Annotated in this window: 19 protein-coding genes; 14 read left to right on the forward strand and 5 right to left on the reverse strand. The window is 40.1% G+C overall.

Translation table 11 applies throughout. The annotated features are described in order from the left end of the window. The first annotated feature begins 54 nt into the window (after nucleotides 1–54). From Q4557_RS16795 to Q4557_RS16860, 14 genes are all read left to right on the forward strand, one after another. Nucleotides 55–816, forward strand: a complete 762-nt coding sequence (locus tag Q4557_RS16795) for an SDR family NAD(P)-dependent oxidoreductase (protein WP_303414111.1) — start codon at nucleotides 55–57, stop codon at nucleotides 814–816. A gap of 95 nt (nucleotides 817–911) precedes the next feature. After that, on the forward strand, nucleotides 912–2,717 hold the full coding sequence (locus tag Q4557_RS16800) for an acyl-CoA dehydrogenase (protein WP_303414112.1): 1,806 nt from the start codon (nucleotides 912–914) through the stop codon (nucleotides 2,715–2,717). Between the two features lie 272 nt (nucleotides 2,718–2,989). Next, nucleotides 2,990–3,451: a MaoC family dehydratase gene (locus Q4557_RS16805; RefSeq protein ID WP_102439458.1), complete on the forward strand. Its 462-nt coding sequence runs from the start codon at nucleotides 2,990–2,992 to the stop codon at nucleotides 3,449–3,451. A 55-nt stretch (nucleotides 3,452–3,506) separates the two neighbouring features. Beyond that, nucleotides 3,507–4,424, forward strand: coding sequence for an SDR family NAD(P)-dependent oxidoreductase (locus tag Q4557_RS16810; protein ID WP_102439457.1), 918 nt, complete (start codon nucleotides 3,507–3,509; stop codon nucleotides 4,422–4,424). A 117-nt stretch (nucleotides 4,425–4,541) separates the two neighbouring features. After that, nucleotides 4,542–5,723, forward strand: coding sequence for an acetyl-CoA C-acyltransferase (locus tag Q4557_RS16815; protein WP_303414113.1), 1,182 nt, complete (start codon nucleotides 4,542–4,544; stop codon nucleotides 5,721–5,723). Nucleotides 5,724–5,755: 32 nt separating this feature from the next. Further along, nucleotides 5,756–7,414: an AMP-binding protein gene (locus Q4557_RS16820; protein ID WP_303414114.1), complete on the forward strand. Its 1,659-nt coding sequence runs from the start codon at nucleotides 5,756–5,758 to the stop codon at nucleotides 7,412–7,414. A 198-nt stretch (nucleotides 7,415–7,612) separates the two neighbouring features. Beyond that, complete coding sequence (locus Q4557_RS16825) at nucleotides 7,613–8,272, forward strand: hypothetical protein (RefSeq protein ID WP_241905016.1); 660 nt, start codon at nucleotides 7,613–7,615, stop codon at nucleotides 8,270–8,272. Nucleotides 8,273–8,359: 87 nt separating this feature from the next. Continuing rightward, nucleotides 8,360–10,462 carry a molybdopterin-dependent oxidoreductase gene (locus Q4557_RS16830; protein ID WP_303414115.1) on the forward strand — a complete coding sequence of 701 codons (2,103 nt, stop codon included), beginning with the start codon at nucleotides 8,360–8,362 and terminating at the stop codon, nucleotides 10,460–10,462. Between the two features lie 199 nt (nucleotides 10,463–10,661). Further along, the gene (locus Q4557_RS16835) at nucleotides 10,662–10,865 is read left to right on the forward strand and encodes a hypothetical protein (protein ID WP_303414116.1); all 204 of its coding nucleotides are present in this window, start codon (nucleotides 10,662–10,664) and stop codon (nucleotides 10,863–10,865) included. Continuing rightward, nucleotides 10,856–11,389 (forward strand): DUF1295 domain-containing protein, encoded by a 534-nt coding sequence (locus Q4557_RS16840; RefSeq protein ID WP_303414117.1) that lies wholly within the window; start codon nucleotides 10,856–10,858, stop codon nucleotides 11,387–11,389. Before Q4557_RS16835 ends, Q4557_RS16840 begins: the two co-directional genes overlap by 10 nt. A gap of 71 nt (nucleotides 11,390–11,460) precedes the next feature. Next, nucleotides 11,461–12,294 (forward strand): MoxR family ATPase, encoded by an 834-nt coding sequence (locus Q4557_RS16845; protein WP_102439454.1) that lies wholly within the window; start codon nucleotides 11,461–11,463, stop codon nucleotides 12,292–12,294. Nucleotides 12,295–12,318: 24 nt separating this feature from the next. Beyond that, a complete protein-coding gene (locus tag Q4557_RS16850; RefSeq protein WP_303414118.1) occupies nucleotides 12,319–13,491 on the forward strand; it encodes a VWA domain-containing protein in 1,173 nt (390 codons plus the stop codon). Nucleotides 13,492–13,597: 106 nt separating this feature from the next. Continuing rightward, nucleotides 13,598–14,158: a hypothetical protein gene (locus tag Q4557_RS16855; RefSeq protein WP_303414119.1), complete on the forward strand. Its 561-nt coding sequence runs from the start codon at nucleotides 13,598–13,600 to the stop codon at nucleotides 14,156–14,158. A 38-nt stretch (nucleotides 14,159–14,196) separates the two neighbouring features. Then, the gene (locus Q4557_RS16860) at nucleotides 14,197–14,844 is read left to right on the forward strand and encodes a DUF4386 family protein (protein WP_303414121.1); all 648 of its coding nucleotides are present in this window, start codon (nucleotides 14,197–14,199) and stop codon (nucleotides 14,842–14,844) included. 208 nt (nucleotides 14,845–15,052) lie between these two features. Here Q4557_RS16860 and Q4557_RS16865 read toward each other — a convergent pair whose 3' ends face one another. The 5 genes from Q4557_RS16865 to Q4557_RS16885 all read right to left on the reverse strand — a co-directional run bounded on the left by Q4557_RS16865 (nucleotide 15,053) and on the right by Q4557_RS16885 (nucleotide 19,195). Beyond that, entirely contained in the window at nucleotides 15,053–15,838 is a 786-nt protein-coding gene (locus Q4557_RS16865; RefSeq protein ID WP_303414123.1) for an alpha/beta fold hydrolase, read from the reverse strand. A 138-nt stretch (nucleotides 15,839–15,976) separates the two neighbouring features. Further along, a complete protein-coding gene (locus tag Q4557_RS16870; protein ID WP_102439303.1) occupies nucleotides 15,977–16,831 on the reverse strand; it encodes a crotonase/enoyl-CoA hydratase family protein in 855 nt (284 codons plus the stop codon). Between the two features lie 10 nt (nucleotides 16,832–16,841). Next, nucleotides 16,842–17,534, reverse strand: coding sequence for a crotonase/enoyl-CoA hydratase family protein (locus tag Q4557_RS16875; RefSeq protein ID WP_303414126.1), 693 nt, complete (start codon nucleotides 17,532–17,534; stop codon nucleotides 16,842–16,844). A gap of 103 nt (nucleotides 17,535–17,637) precedes the next feature. After that, nucleotides 17,638–18,246, reverse strand: a complete 609-nt coding sequence (locus tag Q4557_RS16880) for a glutathione S-transferase family protein (RefSeq protein ID WP_303414128.1) — start codon at nucleotides 18,244–18,246, stop codon at nucleotides 17,638–17,640. 37 nt (nucleotides 18,247–18,283) lie between these two features. Continuing rightward, entirely contained in the window at nucleotides 18,284–19,195 is a 912-nt protein-coding gene (locus Q4557_RS16885) for a bile acid:sodium symporter family protein (RefSeq protein WP_102439300.1), read from the reverse strand. Between the last annotated feature and the right edge of the window lie 27 nt (nucleotides 19,196–19,222).

Consider the following 19,222-nt stretch of genomic DNA (forward strand, 5'->3'; position numbering starts at 1 on the left):
CTTGCAGCTTTCACTGCTATAACCAAATAAACCACGAATTACAGGAGTTATCTCATGGATCCATTATTAGATTTTAGCGGTAGAGTCGCCATCATAACCGGGGCGGCACAAGGTTTTGGACAACTACTTGCCCAAGAACTAGCAAATCGCGGCGCTAAACTAGTGATCAGCGATATCAATGAAGCAGGTGTTCGTAAAGTGGCAGATGATATTGCGGCAACAGGCGCAGAAATTCTAGCCATGAAATGCGATGTTTCAAAAAATGACCAGTGTAAATTAATGGTAGACACTGCCATGGAGGTATTTGGTCGTGTAGATATTGGAGTCAATAACGCCGGGGTTGCCCATGAGTTTATGCCGTTTCATCAGATAGATGAATCTATTATGGATAGCCAATTTGCGGTAAACGTTAAAGGTGTGCAATTTGGCATGCGTCATCAAATACAACAAATGCTGACCCAAGGAGAAGGGGTCATTCTTAATGTCAGTTCTATGGCGGGTATTGGCGGCGCGGCATTAGGCAGTGCTTATTCAATGGCAAAACATGCGGTTATTGGCTTAACCAAAACCGCTGCGGTTGAATATGGCCGCGCCAATATACGGGTTAATGCAATTTGTCCATTCTTTACGCTAACCCCTATGGTCACCAATTTTGCAGATGCTGAGCAGCAACAAAAAATGAGCCGCGGCGCACCTATGAAACGCCTTGGTGAGCCCAAAGAAATAGTCGCGGTGATGTTGATGATGCTATCGCCAGCAAATACCTATATGACAGGCCAATGTATCGCAGTAGATGGCGGAGTATCAGCCCTTTAAAAGGTAACTTTTAGCCAGAGTGAGTTAGTCACGCTTAGGGAATCACTGTTTTACAGGATTTACAGCGAGTTTTTGACCAATAAAGAGAACAAATTATGCCAGCTCGTTTAATGAATCAACGCGATCTTGAATTTATGCTTTATGAACTGTTTGATAGTGAGGCTTTGATTACTCGTGAGCGTTACCAAGATCATGATCGACAAACATTTAATGAAGTCGTTAATACCGCTAAAGCCATTGCAGAGAAGCATTTTCTTCCCATTCGCCAAAAGTTAGATACACATCAACCGACATTTGATGGCACTAAAGTGCATCTCATACCTGAATTAAAACCTGCTATTGATGCCGTCAATGAATCAGGTATTGCTGCAGCCACCGCAGATTACGATGTCGGTGGAATGCAACTGCCGCCAATTGTCGCCAGTGCAGCTGGCGCTTATCTTAGTGTGGCTGGGGGCGTAGGTATGGGTTACAACATGCTAACAACGGCAAACGCCAATTTACTTGAAGCCCACGGCAGTGATGAACTGATTGAAACCTGGGTTAAACCAATGCGTGAAGGTCGCTTCATGGGTACCATGGCGATGACTGAACCGGGAAGTGGCTCTGGTTTAGGGGATTTAACTACCAAAGCGATTAAAGCTGAAGATGGCAGTTATCGCATAACGGGTAATAAAATATTTATTTCGGGCGGTGATCACGATCTCAGTGAAAATATCGTCCATTTGGTGCTTGCCCGTCTCCGTGGCGCACCGCAAGGGGTAAAAGGTATTTCACTTTTTGTCGTCCCTAAATTTTTATTAAATGAAGACGGCACAATCGGTAACGATAATGAAGTGGCATTGGCAGGATTATTTCATAAAATGGGCGGCCGGGCGCAAACCTCAACGGCGCTGAATTTTGGTGAAAAAAATGGTTCAATAGGTTACTTGGTGGGTGAAGAACATTGCGGTTTGAAATACATGTTTCACATGATGAATGAAGCCCGCATCATGGTCGGCATGAGTGGCGCTGTACTTGCTGTCGCCGGTTATCAGTACTCAGTTGATTATGCCAAAAACCGTCCACAAGGTCGTTTACCTTCTTGTAAAGACCCGTTATCCCCTATGGTCAATATTATTGAGCATGCAGATGTAAAACGTATGCTATTAGCGCAAAAGGCCATTGCAGAAGGTGCTTTATCATTAGTGTTATACGGCACCCAATTAAGTGATGACGAGAAAACAGCGCCAACCATAGAGCAACGACAATATGCTCACACGCTATTAGACTTTTTAACCCCCATCATTAAAACCTGGCCATCTGAATATGGGCCTAAAGCCAACTCCTATGCGATTCAGGTAATGGGAGGCCATGGTTATATTAATGAGCATCCTGTGGAAATGTTCTATCGTGATAACCGTCTTAATCCGATACACGAAGGCACAACAGGCATTCAATCATTAGATTTAATGACCCGCAAAGTGCCTATGAACAAGATGCAGGGTTATATAGCAACATTGGACGAAATAACTAAAACCATTGCTGTAGCAAAAAAACACCCAAATTTAAAAGTGTTTTCGAGTCGGTTAAGTGATGCAGTAAGGTTATTAAAAGTTACTACTGACTCAGTATTAACGGCAATGTCGACTGAAAATATAGACTTAGCATTAGCAAATTCAGTTAAATATCTGGAATTGTTTGGCCACATTATTATTGCATGGCTATGGTTAAAACAAGCGATAGTAGCCACAGAAGCACTCAGTAAAAAGCCGCATCAAGCAGATGAAAACTTTTATCAAGGTAAGCTGCAGGCTCAGCAATATTTTTATCGATTTGAACTACCGAAAATTGAGCACTGGTCAACCATTTTGTTAACCTCTGACAGTACAAGTTTTGATATGCAACCTGATTGGTTTTAAAGGTTGTATTGTGTATCTGGTGATTTTGAAGCTTAACTTATAAATTAATTTATAACCCCCTCAAAAGCATGATTGATTTTATCAGTCATGCTTTTTTATTATCAGGGTAAATTTTCATTCAATTTATCTTTTTAACTTCCACATCTACTATTCGCTACGGGAATGTGAAGGTATCAAAACTATTCATTTGTTTAATCTTGTTGCTCACATTAGCATGAGTTAATGCTTAATTTTTATTCATTAATTAAATGTGACAAGGGAATGACAACATAATGCCAACAGTAATTAATAGAGAAGACATTGGAAAGTATATCGGCTTTCAAGCTGAGGCTACTGATTGGCATACCATTACTCAAGAGCAAATAAACCAATTTGCAGATTGCACGCTCGATCATCAATTTATCCATGTAGATGAACAAAAAGCCAAATCGACCCCCTTCGGCAGCACCATTGCTCACGGTTTTTTATCTTTGTCTATGTTGTCTCATTTTGCCGAAGACTTCAGCGTCATCATCGATGGTTTTTATATGGGCTTAAATGCCGGTTTCGATAAAGTGCGATTTTTACAACCTGTAACGGTTAACAGTCGTGTTCGTGCTTTTGCAAAAACCTTATCTATTGAAGAGAAAAAACCAGGACAATTTAGATTATCTACCGAAGTAACAATAGAAATAGAAGGCTGTGATACACCAGCGCTGGTTGCTCAATGGATTTCAGTACAAATGGTTAAATAAAGACTTTTCTGGAACCACAATAACAAGAAAGAAATATAACAATTAGGAAATCATTATGACGATGAGTTTTGACGGAAAAGTGGCAATAGTTACTGGCGCTGGAAATGGTTTAGGGCGTTCTCACGCATTAGAGTTAGCTAAAAGAGGCGCTAAAGTGGTGGTTAACGATTTAGGCGGTGCTCGAGATGGCAGCGGCGCTTCAAGTGCAGCCTCTCAAGAAGTGGTTAGATTGATTGAGACTATGGGCGGAGAAGCCATAAGTCATGGTGCAAATGTGGCTAATTTTAACGAAGTGGAAGACATGGTGCAGCAGGCCATGGCGAAGTGGGGGCGGGTTGATATTCTTATCAACAATGCTGGTATCTTACGCGATAAATCATTTTCTAAAATGCTCCTAGATGACTTCAAGTTAGTGATGGATGTCCACGTTATGGGATCAGTGAACTGCACTAAAGCGGTTTGGGAAATCATGAAACAGCAAAATTATGGCCGTATTGTGATGACCACATCCTCAAGTGGCATGTACGGTAACTTTGGCCAGTCAAATTATGGCGCGGCGAAAATGGCGGTGTTAGGTTTGATGAATACCTTAGTACTTGAAGGCGCTAAAAATAACATTCGAATTAATGCGTTAGCGCCTACTGCAGGTACACGAATGACGGAAGATTTAATGCCAGAAGAAATTGTAAAAGCATTCGCACCTGAGGCGGTAACTGCTGGGATGCTAACCTTATGTGATGATGAAGCGCCTAATCGATTCATTTTATGTGCCGGAGCTGGCGGGTATTCTAGCGCAAGCATCTTTGAAACGGACGGGTGCTTTTTACCTCAATCTTCACAAACCCCAGAACAAGTCCGTGCTCATTGGGATGAGTTAACGGCGCAAGAAAGCCAAACAGAACTCACTTCAGGCGCCAAGCAAGGTGAGAAATTTGTTATGAAAGCAATGGCGTTTATGCAATCTCAGCACTAATTCTTAAACTAATAATTTTACATACAATCATAATACATTTAGCGACTCAGTTTTGTTTGCTTTATACCGAACCTAACAATATAAAAACTAAAATAATTAAAATAAGAGAGGGGATTTATGAGAGAAGCCGTCATAGTTTCAGCTGCACGTTCACCGATAGGCAAAGCTTATCGGGGCGCTTTTAACGATCTTTCTGCGCCGACTTTAGCAGCTGCTACGGTCACAGCCGCCATAGAACGAGCTGGAATTGAGCCAAGTGATATTGATGACTGCATCTTTGGCGTGGTGTTAACTCAGGGCAATCAAGGAATGAATTTTGGCCGTCAGGTTGCCATGGCGGCTAATTTACCCGTTTCAGTTCCCGGAATGACAATTGATCGTCAATGTTCTTCAGGCTTAATGTCGATTTCAATCGCGGCCAACCAAATTGTCTGTGATGGTTCGCAAATCGTTGTCGCAGGGGGCTGTGAATCACTGAGTTTAGTGCAAAACGATAAAATAAATAGCTACAGGGTAGTTGATCCAAACGTAAAAGCTTATCGCCCCGCCATTTATATGCCGATGCTTGATACTGCTGAAGTAGTCGCAAAGCGTTATAACATTTCTAGAGAACAACAAGACCACTACGCTTTATTATCACAACAACGTACTGCAGCAGCGCAAGCGGCTGGAAAGTTTGATGATGAGATAGTGCCAGTAACTTGCACTAAATTAGTCATGGATAAAGAAACAGGAGGGGTTACACCGCAACAGGTAACCTTAACTAAAGATGAAGGCAATCGTCCATCAACCAATTTAGCGGGTTTATCGGGTTTAAAAGTCGTTAAAGACAATGGCTCCATAACTGGCGGTAACGCATCACAGTTATCAGATGGCGCTGCTGCAGTGGTTGTTATGGAGCGTGAACTCGCCAAAGAGCGAGGTCTTGAACCATTAGGGGTTTATCGCGGTTCAGTGGTGACAGGCTGTGAACCCGATGAAATGGGTATTGGTCCTATTTATGCCATTCCTAAATTACTCGAGCGTCACGGCTTAACCATGGATGACATCGGTTTGTGGGAAATAAACGAAGCTTTTGCTGTTCAAGTGTTGTATTGCGCAGAATACTTAAATATTCCAGAAGATCGGTTAAACGTTAATGGTGGTGCAATTTCTATCGGCCACCCGTATGGTATGAGTGGCACTCGAATGGTAATGCATGCATTAATTGAAGGTAAGCGTCGTGGGGTTAAATACGTAGTCATAAGTATGTGTATTGGTGGCGGACAAGGTGCAGCGGGCTTGTTTGAAGTGCTTTAAGGTTTAACAATAATAAATAAGAGGCAAGTATTATGGAAAAGATTTGGCTTGAAAAAAGTTATCCACCTGGGGTTGAATTTGAGATTGATCCAGATAAATACAGTTCATTAGCTGAGTTGTTTTTTAAATATACCAAGTTATATAAAGACAACACCGCCTTCGTTAATATGGATGTTGCTATTAGCTATGCAGAACTTGAGCAACAGGCTACTGATTTTGCGGCCTATCTACAACAAGAGCTAGGGCTAGTAAAAGGTGATAAATTTGCAATTATGATCCCTAATTTATTGCAATATCCCATAGCCCTGTTTGGTGCGCTGATAGCTGGGCTTACTGTCGTCAATGTTAACCCGCTTTATACTCCTCGGGAACTTGAGCATCAACTCAAGGATTCTGGCGCCAAAGCTATTCTCATTCTCGAAAACTTTGCCAATGTACTACAAGCCGTTATTGATAAGACCGCTGTAGAACAAGTGATTATCACTGCTGTAGGTGACCGCTTAGGAACAATTAAAGGTGCTTTAATTAATACCGCGCTAAGACATGTAAAAAAACAAGTCCCAGAATATAACTTACCTCAAGCAATAAAATTTAATAAAGCCTTAGCTTTAGGCAGTAAATTATCTTTTACTCCAGTTGAAATTGTCGGTGCTGATTTAGCTTTTTTACAATACACCGGCGGCACGACAGGCCCATCAAAAGGGGCTATGTTAACCCACCGTAATATGGTGGCAAATATAGAGCAATCTAAAGCTGTAACTAAGAATGTTTATGAAATAGGTAAAGAAATCATGATTACGGCTTTGCCGCTTTATCATATCTTTGCACTTACATCGAACTGCCTAGCCTTTATGCCTTTTGGTGGTAAAAATATTCTAATCACCAATCCACGTGATATGGACGGCTTTGTTAAAGAGTTAGCTAAATATCCTTTTACTGCTATTACAGGGGTGAATACCTTATTCAATGGCTTATTACATACCCCAGGTTTTGACAAACTAGATTTTAGTTCTCTTAAAATGGGCTTTGGTGGCGGTATGTCAGTCCAACGGCCCGTCGCAGAACTGTGGGAAAAAGTAACTAAGACTCGCTTATTAGAAGGTTATGGATTAACAGAATGCGCCCCATTAGTCACCATGAGCCCATATAACCAACAAAGTTATAACGGTTCCATTGGCGTGCCAGCCTCGTCAACGGATATCCGCTTAGTAGGCCCCGATGGTGAAGACGTTGCCAATGGTGATCCCGGTGAAATGTGGGTTAAAGGCCCACAAGTGATGAAGGGTTATCATAATCGCCAAGATGCTACTGATGAAATCATTATCGATGGCTGGTTAGCAACCGGCGATATTGCCACCATGGATGAAAATGGCTTTTTTACCATTGTTGACCGTAAAAAGGACATGATTATTGTCTCCGGCTTTAACGTTTTCCCTAACGAAATTGAAGAAGTACTCGTTAGCCATGAAGGCATATTAGAAGCCGCTGCTGTTGCAGCGCCAAGTGATGCAACTGGAGAAATGGTCAAAGTGTTTGTGGTTAGAAAAGATCCTGATTTAGACGAAGCCGCGGTATATGAGCACTGCACTGAATTACTGACTAATTATAAGCGCCCTAAAGAAGTGACCTTCTTAGATGAATTACCTAAAAGTAATGTCGGTAAAGTACTTAGAAAAGAGCTTCGTTCTTAGTCAATAACCTAGTAGTAAGATTGCATTTGAATTTAACGTTCTAAATTTCAATACTTTAATAGCAGATCAGGGGCATAATGACCTGATCTGTTTTCCGCTGCCATGATTTAGCAATCATTATAGATATTCATTAATGACAAAGCTTAGTTTCTTAGTGTGACCCATCTGAAAAATAACAAGAAATACAGGAACAAATATATGAAATTTAAAAAACTGCCCATAAGCCAACTGTCAGTTTCTATTATGCTATTTTTAGCAGGCTCAGTAACGTTACAAGCTAATGATTTAGCAGAGGTGGGTATTGAATTAGATGCAGCTAAAGCTGCTATTGATATTGATGAAAACAGCTTTAGCTGTATCCGCGATATGACACCAGTAAGGCATTTTTATGTGGACAACATACTTGGTGATCTTGACGCAACATTGGCAGTAGCCAATGCCCCTGAGGGAGCAAAATATCCTCCAGGCTCAGTAGTACAGTTGGTACCAACAGAAGTGATGGTAAAAGGCAAGGCGGGTTCATCTCCTGTCACAGGTGATTGGGAATTTTTTGAGTTAGAAGTCAGTGAGGACGGCTCAAAAATAGTTAATCGCGGCTTTGTTGATGTCAATAACCGTTTTGGCGGCAATTGTTTTACTTGTCATTTACCTGCTCGCGATAAGTGGGACTTTATCTGTGAATCAAATCATGGTTGTGAACCCATTCCAATCGATCACAGCATGACGGGGGCGCTGCAACGCTCAGATCCTCGCTGCGGCGAAGAAGCACTTGAATCTGGCGACAGTATGGCGTTATTTAAATTAAAAACCATGGTGGTTATTGGTTCGGTTAAAAAGTGGTTTGAAGACCTTTTTTAACCACACTGCTATTAAGAGTAAAGTGAATAAGCTTTGCTCTTTTTTATGGAAATTTTAAAAGTAAGATTAACCAAGTCAGGGATGAACATGAATGAAGTCAAAACCCATTACCGAAATTGTAATATTTGTGAAGCCATGTGTGGCTTGGAAATTAAATATCAAGACAAACAAATCTTATCGATAAAGGGCGATCAAAACGATCCTTTTAGTAAAGGTTACAATTGCCCTAAAGCCACCGCGTTAGAAGATTTTTATTACGACAAAGATCGTTTAAAAACCCCCATTAAACGTACTACATCAGGTTGGGTTGATATCTCATGGGAAGAGGCATTTGATGAAATAACCGAGAAATTCAAAGCGATTCAACATAAACATGGCAAAAACGCATTGGCAGTTTATTTGGGCAACCCTAATGCCCACAGCCTTGGCAATGCCATTTTGCTAAAACCCTTTTCAAAGTCTTTGGGCACCATAAACCGTTTTAGCTCAGCTTCGGCTGATCAATTACCCCATCATGTAGCATCTAACTTCATGTTTGGTGCCGGTATGTTAATCCCAGTACCAGACATTGATCGCACCGACTTTATGCTAATTATTGGTGGTAACCCTGTTGTGTCAAACGGCAGCATGATGACAGCGCCAAATGTTATCGGGCGCATGAAGGCGATTCAAAAAAGAGGTGGTAAGGTTGTCGTCGTCGATCCTAAATGTTCACGTACCGCTAAAATTGCCGATCAGCATCTGTTTATTCGCCCAGAAAAAGACGCTTTACTGCTATTTGCGCTGATCCATTGTGTATTTACGTCTAACAAAGTGAATTTACGTCACTTAGCCGCCATGACTGATGGTGTTGAGACACTTGAATCTGTCGCAAAAGACTATGCGCCTGAAGATGTTGCTGAATTTGTTGGTATCGATGCACAGAGTATTCGCCAGCTAGCTGCTGATATGACCGCCGCAGATTCAGCCGTTTGTTATAGCCGTATGGGCGCCTCAACACAAACCTTTGGTGGTTTATGCCAATGGTTAACCAATGTACTGAATATCATCACAGGTAATTTTGATCGTGCTGGTGGCGCTATGTTTCCTCAGCCTGCTTATGATTTACTAAGAAACCACGTAAAAGGGCATAAATCATCATTTGGCCAATATCACTCTCGGGTTAGAAAGCTGCCATTTTTTAACGGGGAATTCCCAGTCTCCACCTTGGCTGAAGAAATACAAACACCAGGTGAAGGTCAAATAAAGAGTTTGATTACTATTGCGGGCAATCCGGTACTGTCTGCGCCCAATGGCAAGCAATTAGCGGATGCATTTACTGAGTTGGATTACATGGTGTCGGTGGATATCTACCTTAATGAAACCACAAAATACGCCGATATTATTCTACCCGGCACCACTGGCGTTGAAAATTCGCATTTTGATATCTTCTTTAACTCTTTTTCAGTAAGGAACACGGTTAAATACTCAGCGCCATTGTTTGAAAAAAATGCTAATCAGCGTAGTGACTGGCAAATTTTAAAAGAAATATCATCACGTATGACCAATACCCCCATGGATCCTTATACACCAGAGATGATCTTAGATATGGAATTAACCCAAGGGCCTTATGGCGAAGAGGGTATGAGTTTACAAAAGCTTATTGATAACCCACATGGGATTGATATCGGCCCACTCATGCCGTGTATTGAACAAAGGATTAAAACAGCTTCAGGTAAAATAGATTTAGCGCCGCAAATATACCTCGATGACTTATCACGTTTAAATGCGTTGATGACCACTGCGCCAAGAGATCAAATATACCCATTTGATTTAATCGGTCGCCGATTAGTAAAAAGTCACAATACCTGGACGCAAAACTCTGCGCGTTTAGTTAAAGGTAAAAATCCCTGCACCTTAGAAATCCATACCCAAGATGCGCAAACCCTCGGTATTAAACAAGGACAATTGCTTAAGGTGAGTTCTCGGGTGGGTGAAATCCACATAGAAGCCGCAATTACCAATGACATTCTCCAAGGCGTGGTGTGTATGCCTCAAGGTTGGGGGCATAATCAACAAGGTACACGCATGTCCATTGCAGCAACACAGGCGGGTGTCAGTATGAATGACTTAACGGATGCAAGTAAGGTCGACACGTTAACGGGTAATGCCGTACTTAATGGTATACCCGTTGCTATTGAACTTGCGTAACTGTAGGGGAAACATGACAGATGAAATACTTTACACCGTTATTTGTTTTTATTGCTGGTTGGATACTCTTAATATTTAGTGATACTTTGGTGACAATTGATCTTGTTAATGGTTTGCTGCAATTACTCATGTTCACCTTGGTGGTATGTATACCTACATGGCGTACAGGCCGAATGTCCTAGGTTGATATAGGTTGGCCATGGGGCTCACACTCATTGGTATTATGACTTGGTGTTACAGTGACGGCGATTCAACCCGTGTCGCATTAGTCAGTATGGCTTATATTTTTGCTGGTAGCCGAATGGGGTTTGGGGCGTTAAAACTGTGGACATCAGGTCACCTGCAAAAAGAATTGCCACGTTATGAATACCAAAAACGTCGCTGGCAACTAACGTGGCGTTAGCGCAGCAAATAGAGGCGATAATACAAGGTTTGGCCAATGCATCTTATTTGGCTTTACCTGCATTTATTATTGCAGCCAATACAGACTCACAAATTTCAATATTTGAAATTATCGGCATTATTGTGTGGCTGGCTGCATTTGCGATGGAAACTATTGCCGATATACAAAAGTTAGCTTTTTTGAAAGCGATGAAATCGACAGGGATTAAGAATCAGGTTTGTAATGTGGGCTTATGGCGATTTAGTCGTCATCCAAATTATTTTGCTGAATGGATGGTGTGGAATGGATTAGTCATTGCCGCTATTCCATCATGGCTAGCCTTATACCAACAAGAGACAGTGGTTGTTTGCGGATTATTAGGTGTAGGTTTACTGATTACCTCCAAAATAATGTACACCACCTTAGTTGTTTATACTGGCGCAGTGCCTTCTGATTTCTATTCAGTGCAAAAACGCCCTGAATATAAGGCATACCAACAAACAACTAATATCTTTTTCCCTGGGCTGAAAAAAAACGGTAAATAAAACACTAACTAACATTAAAACTAGCATTAGAACTAAAACTAAAAATATAACTATCACCAATAGGTAAAAGCATGTTTAAAAGTACTGACAACTATATTGCGTCAAGCGATCTCACTATGGCTGTGAATGCCGCCATCGCGTTAGAAAAACCGTTATTGATTAAAGGCGAGCCGGGTACCGGTAAAACACAATTAGCGGAAGAGTTAGCTAAATCTTTAAATTGTAAGTTGTATCAGTGGCACATTAAGTCGACTACTAAAGCGCAGCAAGGATTGTACGAATACGATGCGGTGTCACGCCTTAGAGACAGTCAGTTAGGTGACGCACGTGTGCATGATATTTCAAACTATATCGTTAAAGGTAAGTTATGGCAGGCTTTTGAAGAAGAGCAAAGACCGATCTTACTTATTGATGAAATTGATAAAGCTGACATCGAATTTCCCAACGATTTACTGCAAGAGTTAGACAAGATGGAGTTTCATGTTTATGAAACTCAGCAAGTGATTAAAGCTAAACAAAGACCCATTATCATCATTACCTCAAACAACGAAAAAGAACTGCCAGATGCCTTTTTAAGACGCTGCTTTTTCCATTACATTAAATTCCCGACCAAAGTTGAAATGGAAAAAATCATCGATGTGCATCACCCTGATGTGAAGCAACAACTACTCAAGCAAAGCTTAGAAGTATTTTTTGACCTACGAGAAGTGAATGGTATTAAGAAAAAGCCGTCAACCTCTGAACTTATTGATTGGATCAAGCTATTAATATCAGATGATATTTCTCAAGCGAGCCTATTGGATAAAAATTCTGACGTTATTCCGTTATTTGGTGCGCTGCTTAAAAATGAACAAGATGTGTCACTACTTGAAAAACTGGCTTTTATGAGTCGAAGAAATCGCTAATCGCTAAAGAAAGGTAGTGAAATCATGTTTATTGATTTTTTTCTTACGTTGAAAAAACATAACGTACCTTGCAGTTTGCGTGAGTTATTAGATCTTATTGCCTTATTAAAAAAAGGCGTGGTGTTTGCAAGCGTTGAAGATTTTTATAATTTAGCCAAAATCGTGATGGTAAAAGACGAAATTTATTACGACAAATATGACAACGCTTTTGCGGAATACTTTAAAGGCATAGAAAGCATTGATGTGTTCGATCAAATCTTGCCTGAAGATTGGCTACGTAAAGAATTTGAAAAGCATTTAAGTGACGAAGAAAAGCAAAAACTCAAAGCGCTAGGCGGCCTCGAACAGCTTATGAAGGCACTAAAAGAGCGACTTGAAGAACAAAAAAAACGTCATGCTGGTGGTAATAAATGGGTCGGCACTGGTGGCACATCACCTTTTGGCGCTTATGGCTATAACCCTGAAGGCATAAGAGTGGGGCAAGAGGGTAACCGTAATAATAGCGCCGTTAAAGTCTGGGATAAACGTGAGTTTAAAAACTTCGACCAAGACCGAGAGCTAGGTACCCGTAATATCAAGTTAGCATTAAAAAAATTACGTAAATTTGCCCGAACTGGTGCCAGTGAAAAGTTAGATATAGACACCACTATTCGCTCCACTGCTCAAAATGGTGGCTTGTTAGATGTACACATGGAGCCTGAGCGTCACAATGCGGTAAAAGTGCTGATGTTTTTTGATGTTGGCGGCTCAATGGATGATTACATTCAAACCTGTGAAGAGCTTTTTTCTGCAGCCCATACTGAATTCAAACAATTAAAATTTTTCTATTTTCATAATTGTTTATATGACAAAGTATGGCAAGACAACAGCAGACGCTATCAACAAACCATTGACCTTGAAGAAGTCATCAGAACATACGGATCAGATTATAAAGTCATATTTGTCGGCGATGCGACAATGGGGCCTTATGAAATTGTCGCCCGCGGTGGCAGTGTTGAACACTGGAACGACAAACCTGGCAGTGATTATATGAATCGGCTATTAGGCCACTTCAATAAAGTGACCTGGTTAAATCCACAACCAGAGCAGCATTGGTCTTATCATCACTCGATATCGATAATTCAGCAGTTAATGGATAACAAAATGTACCCTCTAACTGTTGATGGTATTGGTAGGGCAATCAAAGAACTTAGTTAACTCGCGATATAAAATCGACAAGCTACAGCTACAAATTAAGCTAAAAATAATTCAAGGAAGAAATAAGCGGTTTTTGTGAAGTATCCCAAAAACCGTATTTAAAGTTATGATTATAAAAGATATTAATATCACTCAAAAAGCCATTGAGCTGTTTTTATTCACCATTGTCGTCAGTGTTTTTCTAAATGACATTATCATTAATGAACATACCTTAGCCGCTAACCATCTGTTGTATTCAGTGTTAGCGGTTATCCTATTAAGTCTATATCGGCTAGATATTCGTCCCGACCAGCAAAATAAAATTCACCATCAAGGTGTAAAAAAAACATTTATTTATAGCCTACTGTTTATTGTAATTTACCTTTGTGGTCCAATCGCCACAGCAAGATATGGTCATGTTTTACTGACTACGCTAGGTAAATATGAGCATGTTAACCATGAGTTCATTGTTAAATATGTGAGTACAGCCTATAGCAGTCAATATTGTACTGGCGCTGTTTACATTAAAAGTTACCAATTATTCGGCAATGACCGTATATGCGGCGTACCTAAATCACTTTGGTTTAGGTTAAAAAAAGGTGATACATTAACCGTTAAAGGTAGACAAACTAGCCTAGCGTTTGAATATCAGACCGTGAAGTTAATCAACAACACTAGCGGAAGCTAACCGCTGTAACAACAAGGTTTTATGAATAAGGATTAGGTGTGAATAACATACAAAAAATAGCTGGCGTTGCTGCACTTTTTGAAGCTGTTATTTACATATCAGCTTTTATATTTTTTGGTGCGTGTTGGGATTACCCAGTCAGTGCAGGTGATACACAAAAACTCAGTTATCTAATTCATCATCAATCAATTTTATCAATCGTTAATTTTGTTATGTATGTCGCTTTTGGGCTTTTTTTAGCCATATTAGTTATAGCGATCCATCAACGGATGAAAACCAAAGCGCCTCTTTTGTCACAAACGGCTACAGTCTTCGGTATTATTTGGGTTGGCCTTGTCATCGCAAGTGGCATGATTGCAAATGTTGGATTAGCAGCTGTTATCAATTTGTCAGCCCAAAATCCACAGCAAGCAATGACCCTTTTAATGGTTATAAACACAATCGTTGAGGCTTTTGGAGGCGGCAACGAAATTGTCGGCGGCTTATGGGTTCTATTATTGAGTGTTGCAGGGTTAAAAGCGATTGAATTACCGAAATGGTTACACTATTTCGGACTATTAATTGGAACTGTCGGTGTTCTTACAATTTATCCTGCTGAAATCCTCACTGAAATATTTGGCTTAAGCCAAATAGTGTGGTTCTCTTGGCTAGGTATGGCAATGCTTGTAAACCTTAACAGCGAATAGGGCGTTCAAACGGCTGAATGACCATTGCAGTCACTAAGTAAATTACTATGGAGTTAACTTTAAAGATAAATATGCAAAAAGTTTCGCACCTTGTAGTAAATAAAAATAGGCCGCCAGAAGCTAAGACTATTGTTAGTTTTACTTTATAAATATAGCTGACTAATTTAGCTGCTATTAAGTAATAACATTATTAATACCATTAGCGTTGTTACCAGTCTTTGACTATGGCCTTAATCATATTGGCAGTATTTTGTGGTTGCTCTAGGGGGAACATATGACCACCATTGGGTATCATGGAAACTTCAATGTTGTTTAAGTTTGCAAAGCGAGTGAAATACTTAACCGGGAATACGTCAGTTTTTTCGCCATAAATAAGTGCAGCTGGGACCTTAAGTTGGTTTTTATATCTGGCTAAGTTACAAGGTAAATGTCTGAAAATATCGGCTTCAACTTCGGGGGTAAAGCTTAATTCTAAGCGTTTATTGCGCTGGGTTACACCATGGTCAACGTAATCTTTTAAACACCTTGGATCAAAGTTTTTAAATAAATTTTTCTGTGCGAAGTAACCAACTAAGTTAGTGTTTAGCGGCCAATGACGTTGACGGTTTTGTGCCCGGCCTGCAGGAGACCATTTATCAATAAGACGAGTCTTTTTAACAACTTTAAGCACATGACTGAAAGGACCTGTCACCACAGGCGGATCTAACATGATTACACCACGAAACAACTCTGGATGTTGGCATGCTGCAAGAAATGACAGAATGCCACCAAATGAATGACCAATACATATCACTTTTTCATCTTGCTGTTTTAAATAATCAAGCAACTCAGTAACCAAGTGCTGCCAATTAGTGTGTATAGGGTATTTATGATTATGCCCATATTGATCATGAGCAATGGTACTGAACTTTTCATTAAATTCACCGAGAAATGTTTTATAACTTCCTGCAGGAAATCCATTGGCGTGAACGAGGTTAATCAGTGGCTTGGTCATAGTTACTTCATACCATGTTTGATTACTTTTGGTTTAAAATCTTTTTATAAAATCTTGTTATAAAAGCTTTTATAAAAAGGCTATTGTCGATTTAAACACTGTTTGGTTAATTCAATCGAGCAATAGCCCTACAGCGAGTTAGAATATTTTTGAATTATCAATTGGTGTTAGCTCTTGAAACTCTGGTGCTCGTTTTTGCGCTTTGGCAGTAAAAGTTTCCATCATGTCATTTTGCGGTTGGAACATACCACTTTGCCAAGCCGCCATATAATTTAAGCTGTCTGCTACAGAATGATCGCGGCCATAATTTATCATCTCTTTACAGCCTGCTACCGCCAATGGTGAGCGAGCAGCAATTTCAGCTGCTATTGCCATTACGCCTGTTAACATGCTTTGTTGATCTTCAAATACCTGATTAACCAGACCTGCATCTTTGGCTTCATTGGCTGGCATTCTGCGACCGGTATAGGCTAATTCTTTAACTAAACCCATTGAGATTAATTTAGGTAAACGCTGTAATGTGCCTAAGTCAGCGGTCATGCCTAATTTAGTTTCTTCAATACTGAAAAAAGCATCACTGGTACAATAACGACAATCAGCAGCGCTGACCATATCAACCGCGCCACCAATACAACCACCTTGAACGGCCATTAATACTGGCATTCTGGCACTTTCTAATACGTTGAAGCACTCTTGTAGCCTTAATACTAAGCGGCGTAATTGCTCATGTTTACGGCCTAATTCAATATTCTTATCATTATTACTTTGGGTAAAAACGGCTAGATCCATTCCTGCACAGAAATGTTTACCTGTTGATGAAATAACAATGACACGAGCAGCAGCTTGATCATTTATCTGTTGAATCACTTTTGGGAATTCATCCCAAAAATCAATATTCATTGAATTAAATTCATCAGGACGATTAAGCTTGATATGAGCAATTTTAGCGTTAACTTCTACAGTCAAACTGTTAAACTTTTCATTGTTATTCATAGTATTAACCTTATAAAATTAACGTGCTTTGGGCATCGATTTCTATCGCGCTATCTAACGCGGCAAGGATTGCGTGACGTTCTTTTAGTTTGGTGCCGTGATGTGATTTCATATCAAGAGATTGCATATGCTTAGCCACTGCATAGGCAGTTGCCATCAGGTGCTCAGGTTCAACAACTTGATCAAGAAAACCTGCTGAAACCGCTGTTTGTGGGGCAAACAGTTCAGCGACTATAACTGAACGAGTAAGATAATTACGTGGGATACGATTTCGCGCAAGCTCAATACCGGCATTGTGCATTGTCATGCCTATAGCGACTTCATTTAAACCAATTTTAAAATCACCCGCACAGCCAATACGGTAGTCACAACTGAGTAATAAAAATGCCCCTTTGGCAATCGCGTGTCCGTTACATGCCCCAATAATAGGGGTCGGGAACGCCAGCATTCTGCGGGCTAACTTAGAGCCTGCGGTTACCAGTGCTATTGCAGCCTCTGAACTAGACTTCATGGTTTTAAGATCAAAGCCACCTGAAAATATTCCGGCTTGGCCTGTTAAAATAACTACGGCTTGTTGCTGCTCAGCAGCATCTAAAGCGACATTAATTTCTGTAATTATCTCTGGCGAGATAGCATTAACTTTGCCATTGTTTAGCGTAATTACATGTATATTGTTGTCGATTTCGACCTTGATAAGTTCCATTTGCTACCTTTTTAGTTTTAGTTGTCTGTTTTTATTGTCAATCGTTGGTTGTAATATTGTTGCTGTTAATTACTTTATACAGTATTTACTCTAATAAAAAGTCCTATCCGTGTTTTAACACTAATTGATAGGCCGCTCTTTGTTGAACTTTGCAGAGGTAAGCTTTGATATTGTCTTGTCCCTTGAGTAATTTTAAACTCATGGCTATCTCTAACATTATGGTCATCATGATATCGGCGGCGCTAAAGTCATTGCCTGCAAAGTAACTGTGGCTTGCTAAATATTGGTCAATATAAGCAAAGTCGATTGCTAATTCTTTGGCAATATAACCATCTAGTGGGTAACTACCGGCACGGGGTTCCATTTGCAATAATAAAGTCGTGATAACGGGTAAAGCCAGTGAGCCTTCGGCAAAATGTAACCATTCAAGGTATTGATAATATTGGCTGCTATTTGTGTCTGGTCTTAAATGCGTTGAATAATCTTGGTTTAAGATATATTCCATAATGGCACCAGACTCACATATGGTTATGTCATCATCAACCATGATGGGGGATTTACCCAGAGGGTGTATGGCATATAACGCCTTCGGTGCGAGGTTAGTGTTTGGATCACGCTGATGTATGATTAACTCATAGGGTAACTTCATCTCTTCAAGTAACCATAAAACGCGTTTAGATCTTGATTTAACTAAATGGTGAACTGTAATCATATGAGTATCTTCCGTGTTGTTAATTTTTTAAAGGGCTTCATTTCGCGATATCTAACTGCACTTTCGGTTTATCGGCGCGATTAAACTTTGAATTAAATATTCTGACGAGTACACCTGCAGTAAATAGCATGGTTAACGTATAAATAGCAGGTGTAAATGACATTTTATAATTGGCCAATAAGGTCAGCGCCATGAACATGGATAAAGTACTATTTTGTAAACCTACTTCGATGGTAATTGAAGTGCGCTGAGCAAGGTTTAAACCAAGCCACTTACTTGAATAGTAGCCCAGCGCCATGGTTGAAATATTGAGCAATATTGAAACTGGCCCTGCAGCGATAAGGGCTGAAACCACAATGTCTTTTTGAATGTATGTCAAAAAGATAATTAATAAGGTTAAAAATAAAATACCAAATTTAGACACATGAACTTGTGTACTGTCAGCTAATTTGGGGGCAAATCGCTTTATTAACATCCCGATGCCAATAGGCAATATTGTCAGCTTCATTAAACTTATCATGGTGGTAATAATCGGTAATGAGAACTCAGTACCTTTACCCATAAAGTGCTCAAGCGATAAGTTAAGTATCACTGGAATGGTAAATACCGTTATGATGCTGGCTATTGCTGTCATCGAAACTGACAGCGCGACATCTCCTTTGGCTAAATGGGTAAACATATTCGAAGTCGTACCACCTGGACATAGTACTAACAGCATGACGCCTACGGCATATTCTGGTTCTAAAGGCATGACACTTGCCAATACAAACCCTATAAGCGGCAAAAGTATGAGTTGATTAACCAAACCGATAGATACAGCTTTAGGGTACTTTACCACTCGCTTAAAATCTTTAGGAATAAGAGAAAGCCCCATTCCCATCATGATTAAAAATATACAAATTGGAATCACTTTTGTGTTTACAAATTTGACTAATTCAATACTTTCCATACGAACCTCAGGTTTAACAGACCTTGC

It is taken from the genome of Shewanella sp. 5_MG-2023, assembly GCF_030547465.1.
Lineage (GTDB): Bacteria > Pseudomonadota > Gammaproteobacteria > Enterobacterales > Shewanellaceae > Shewanella.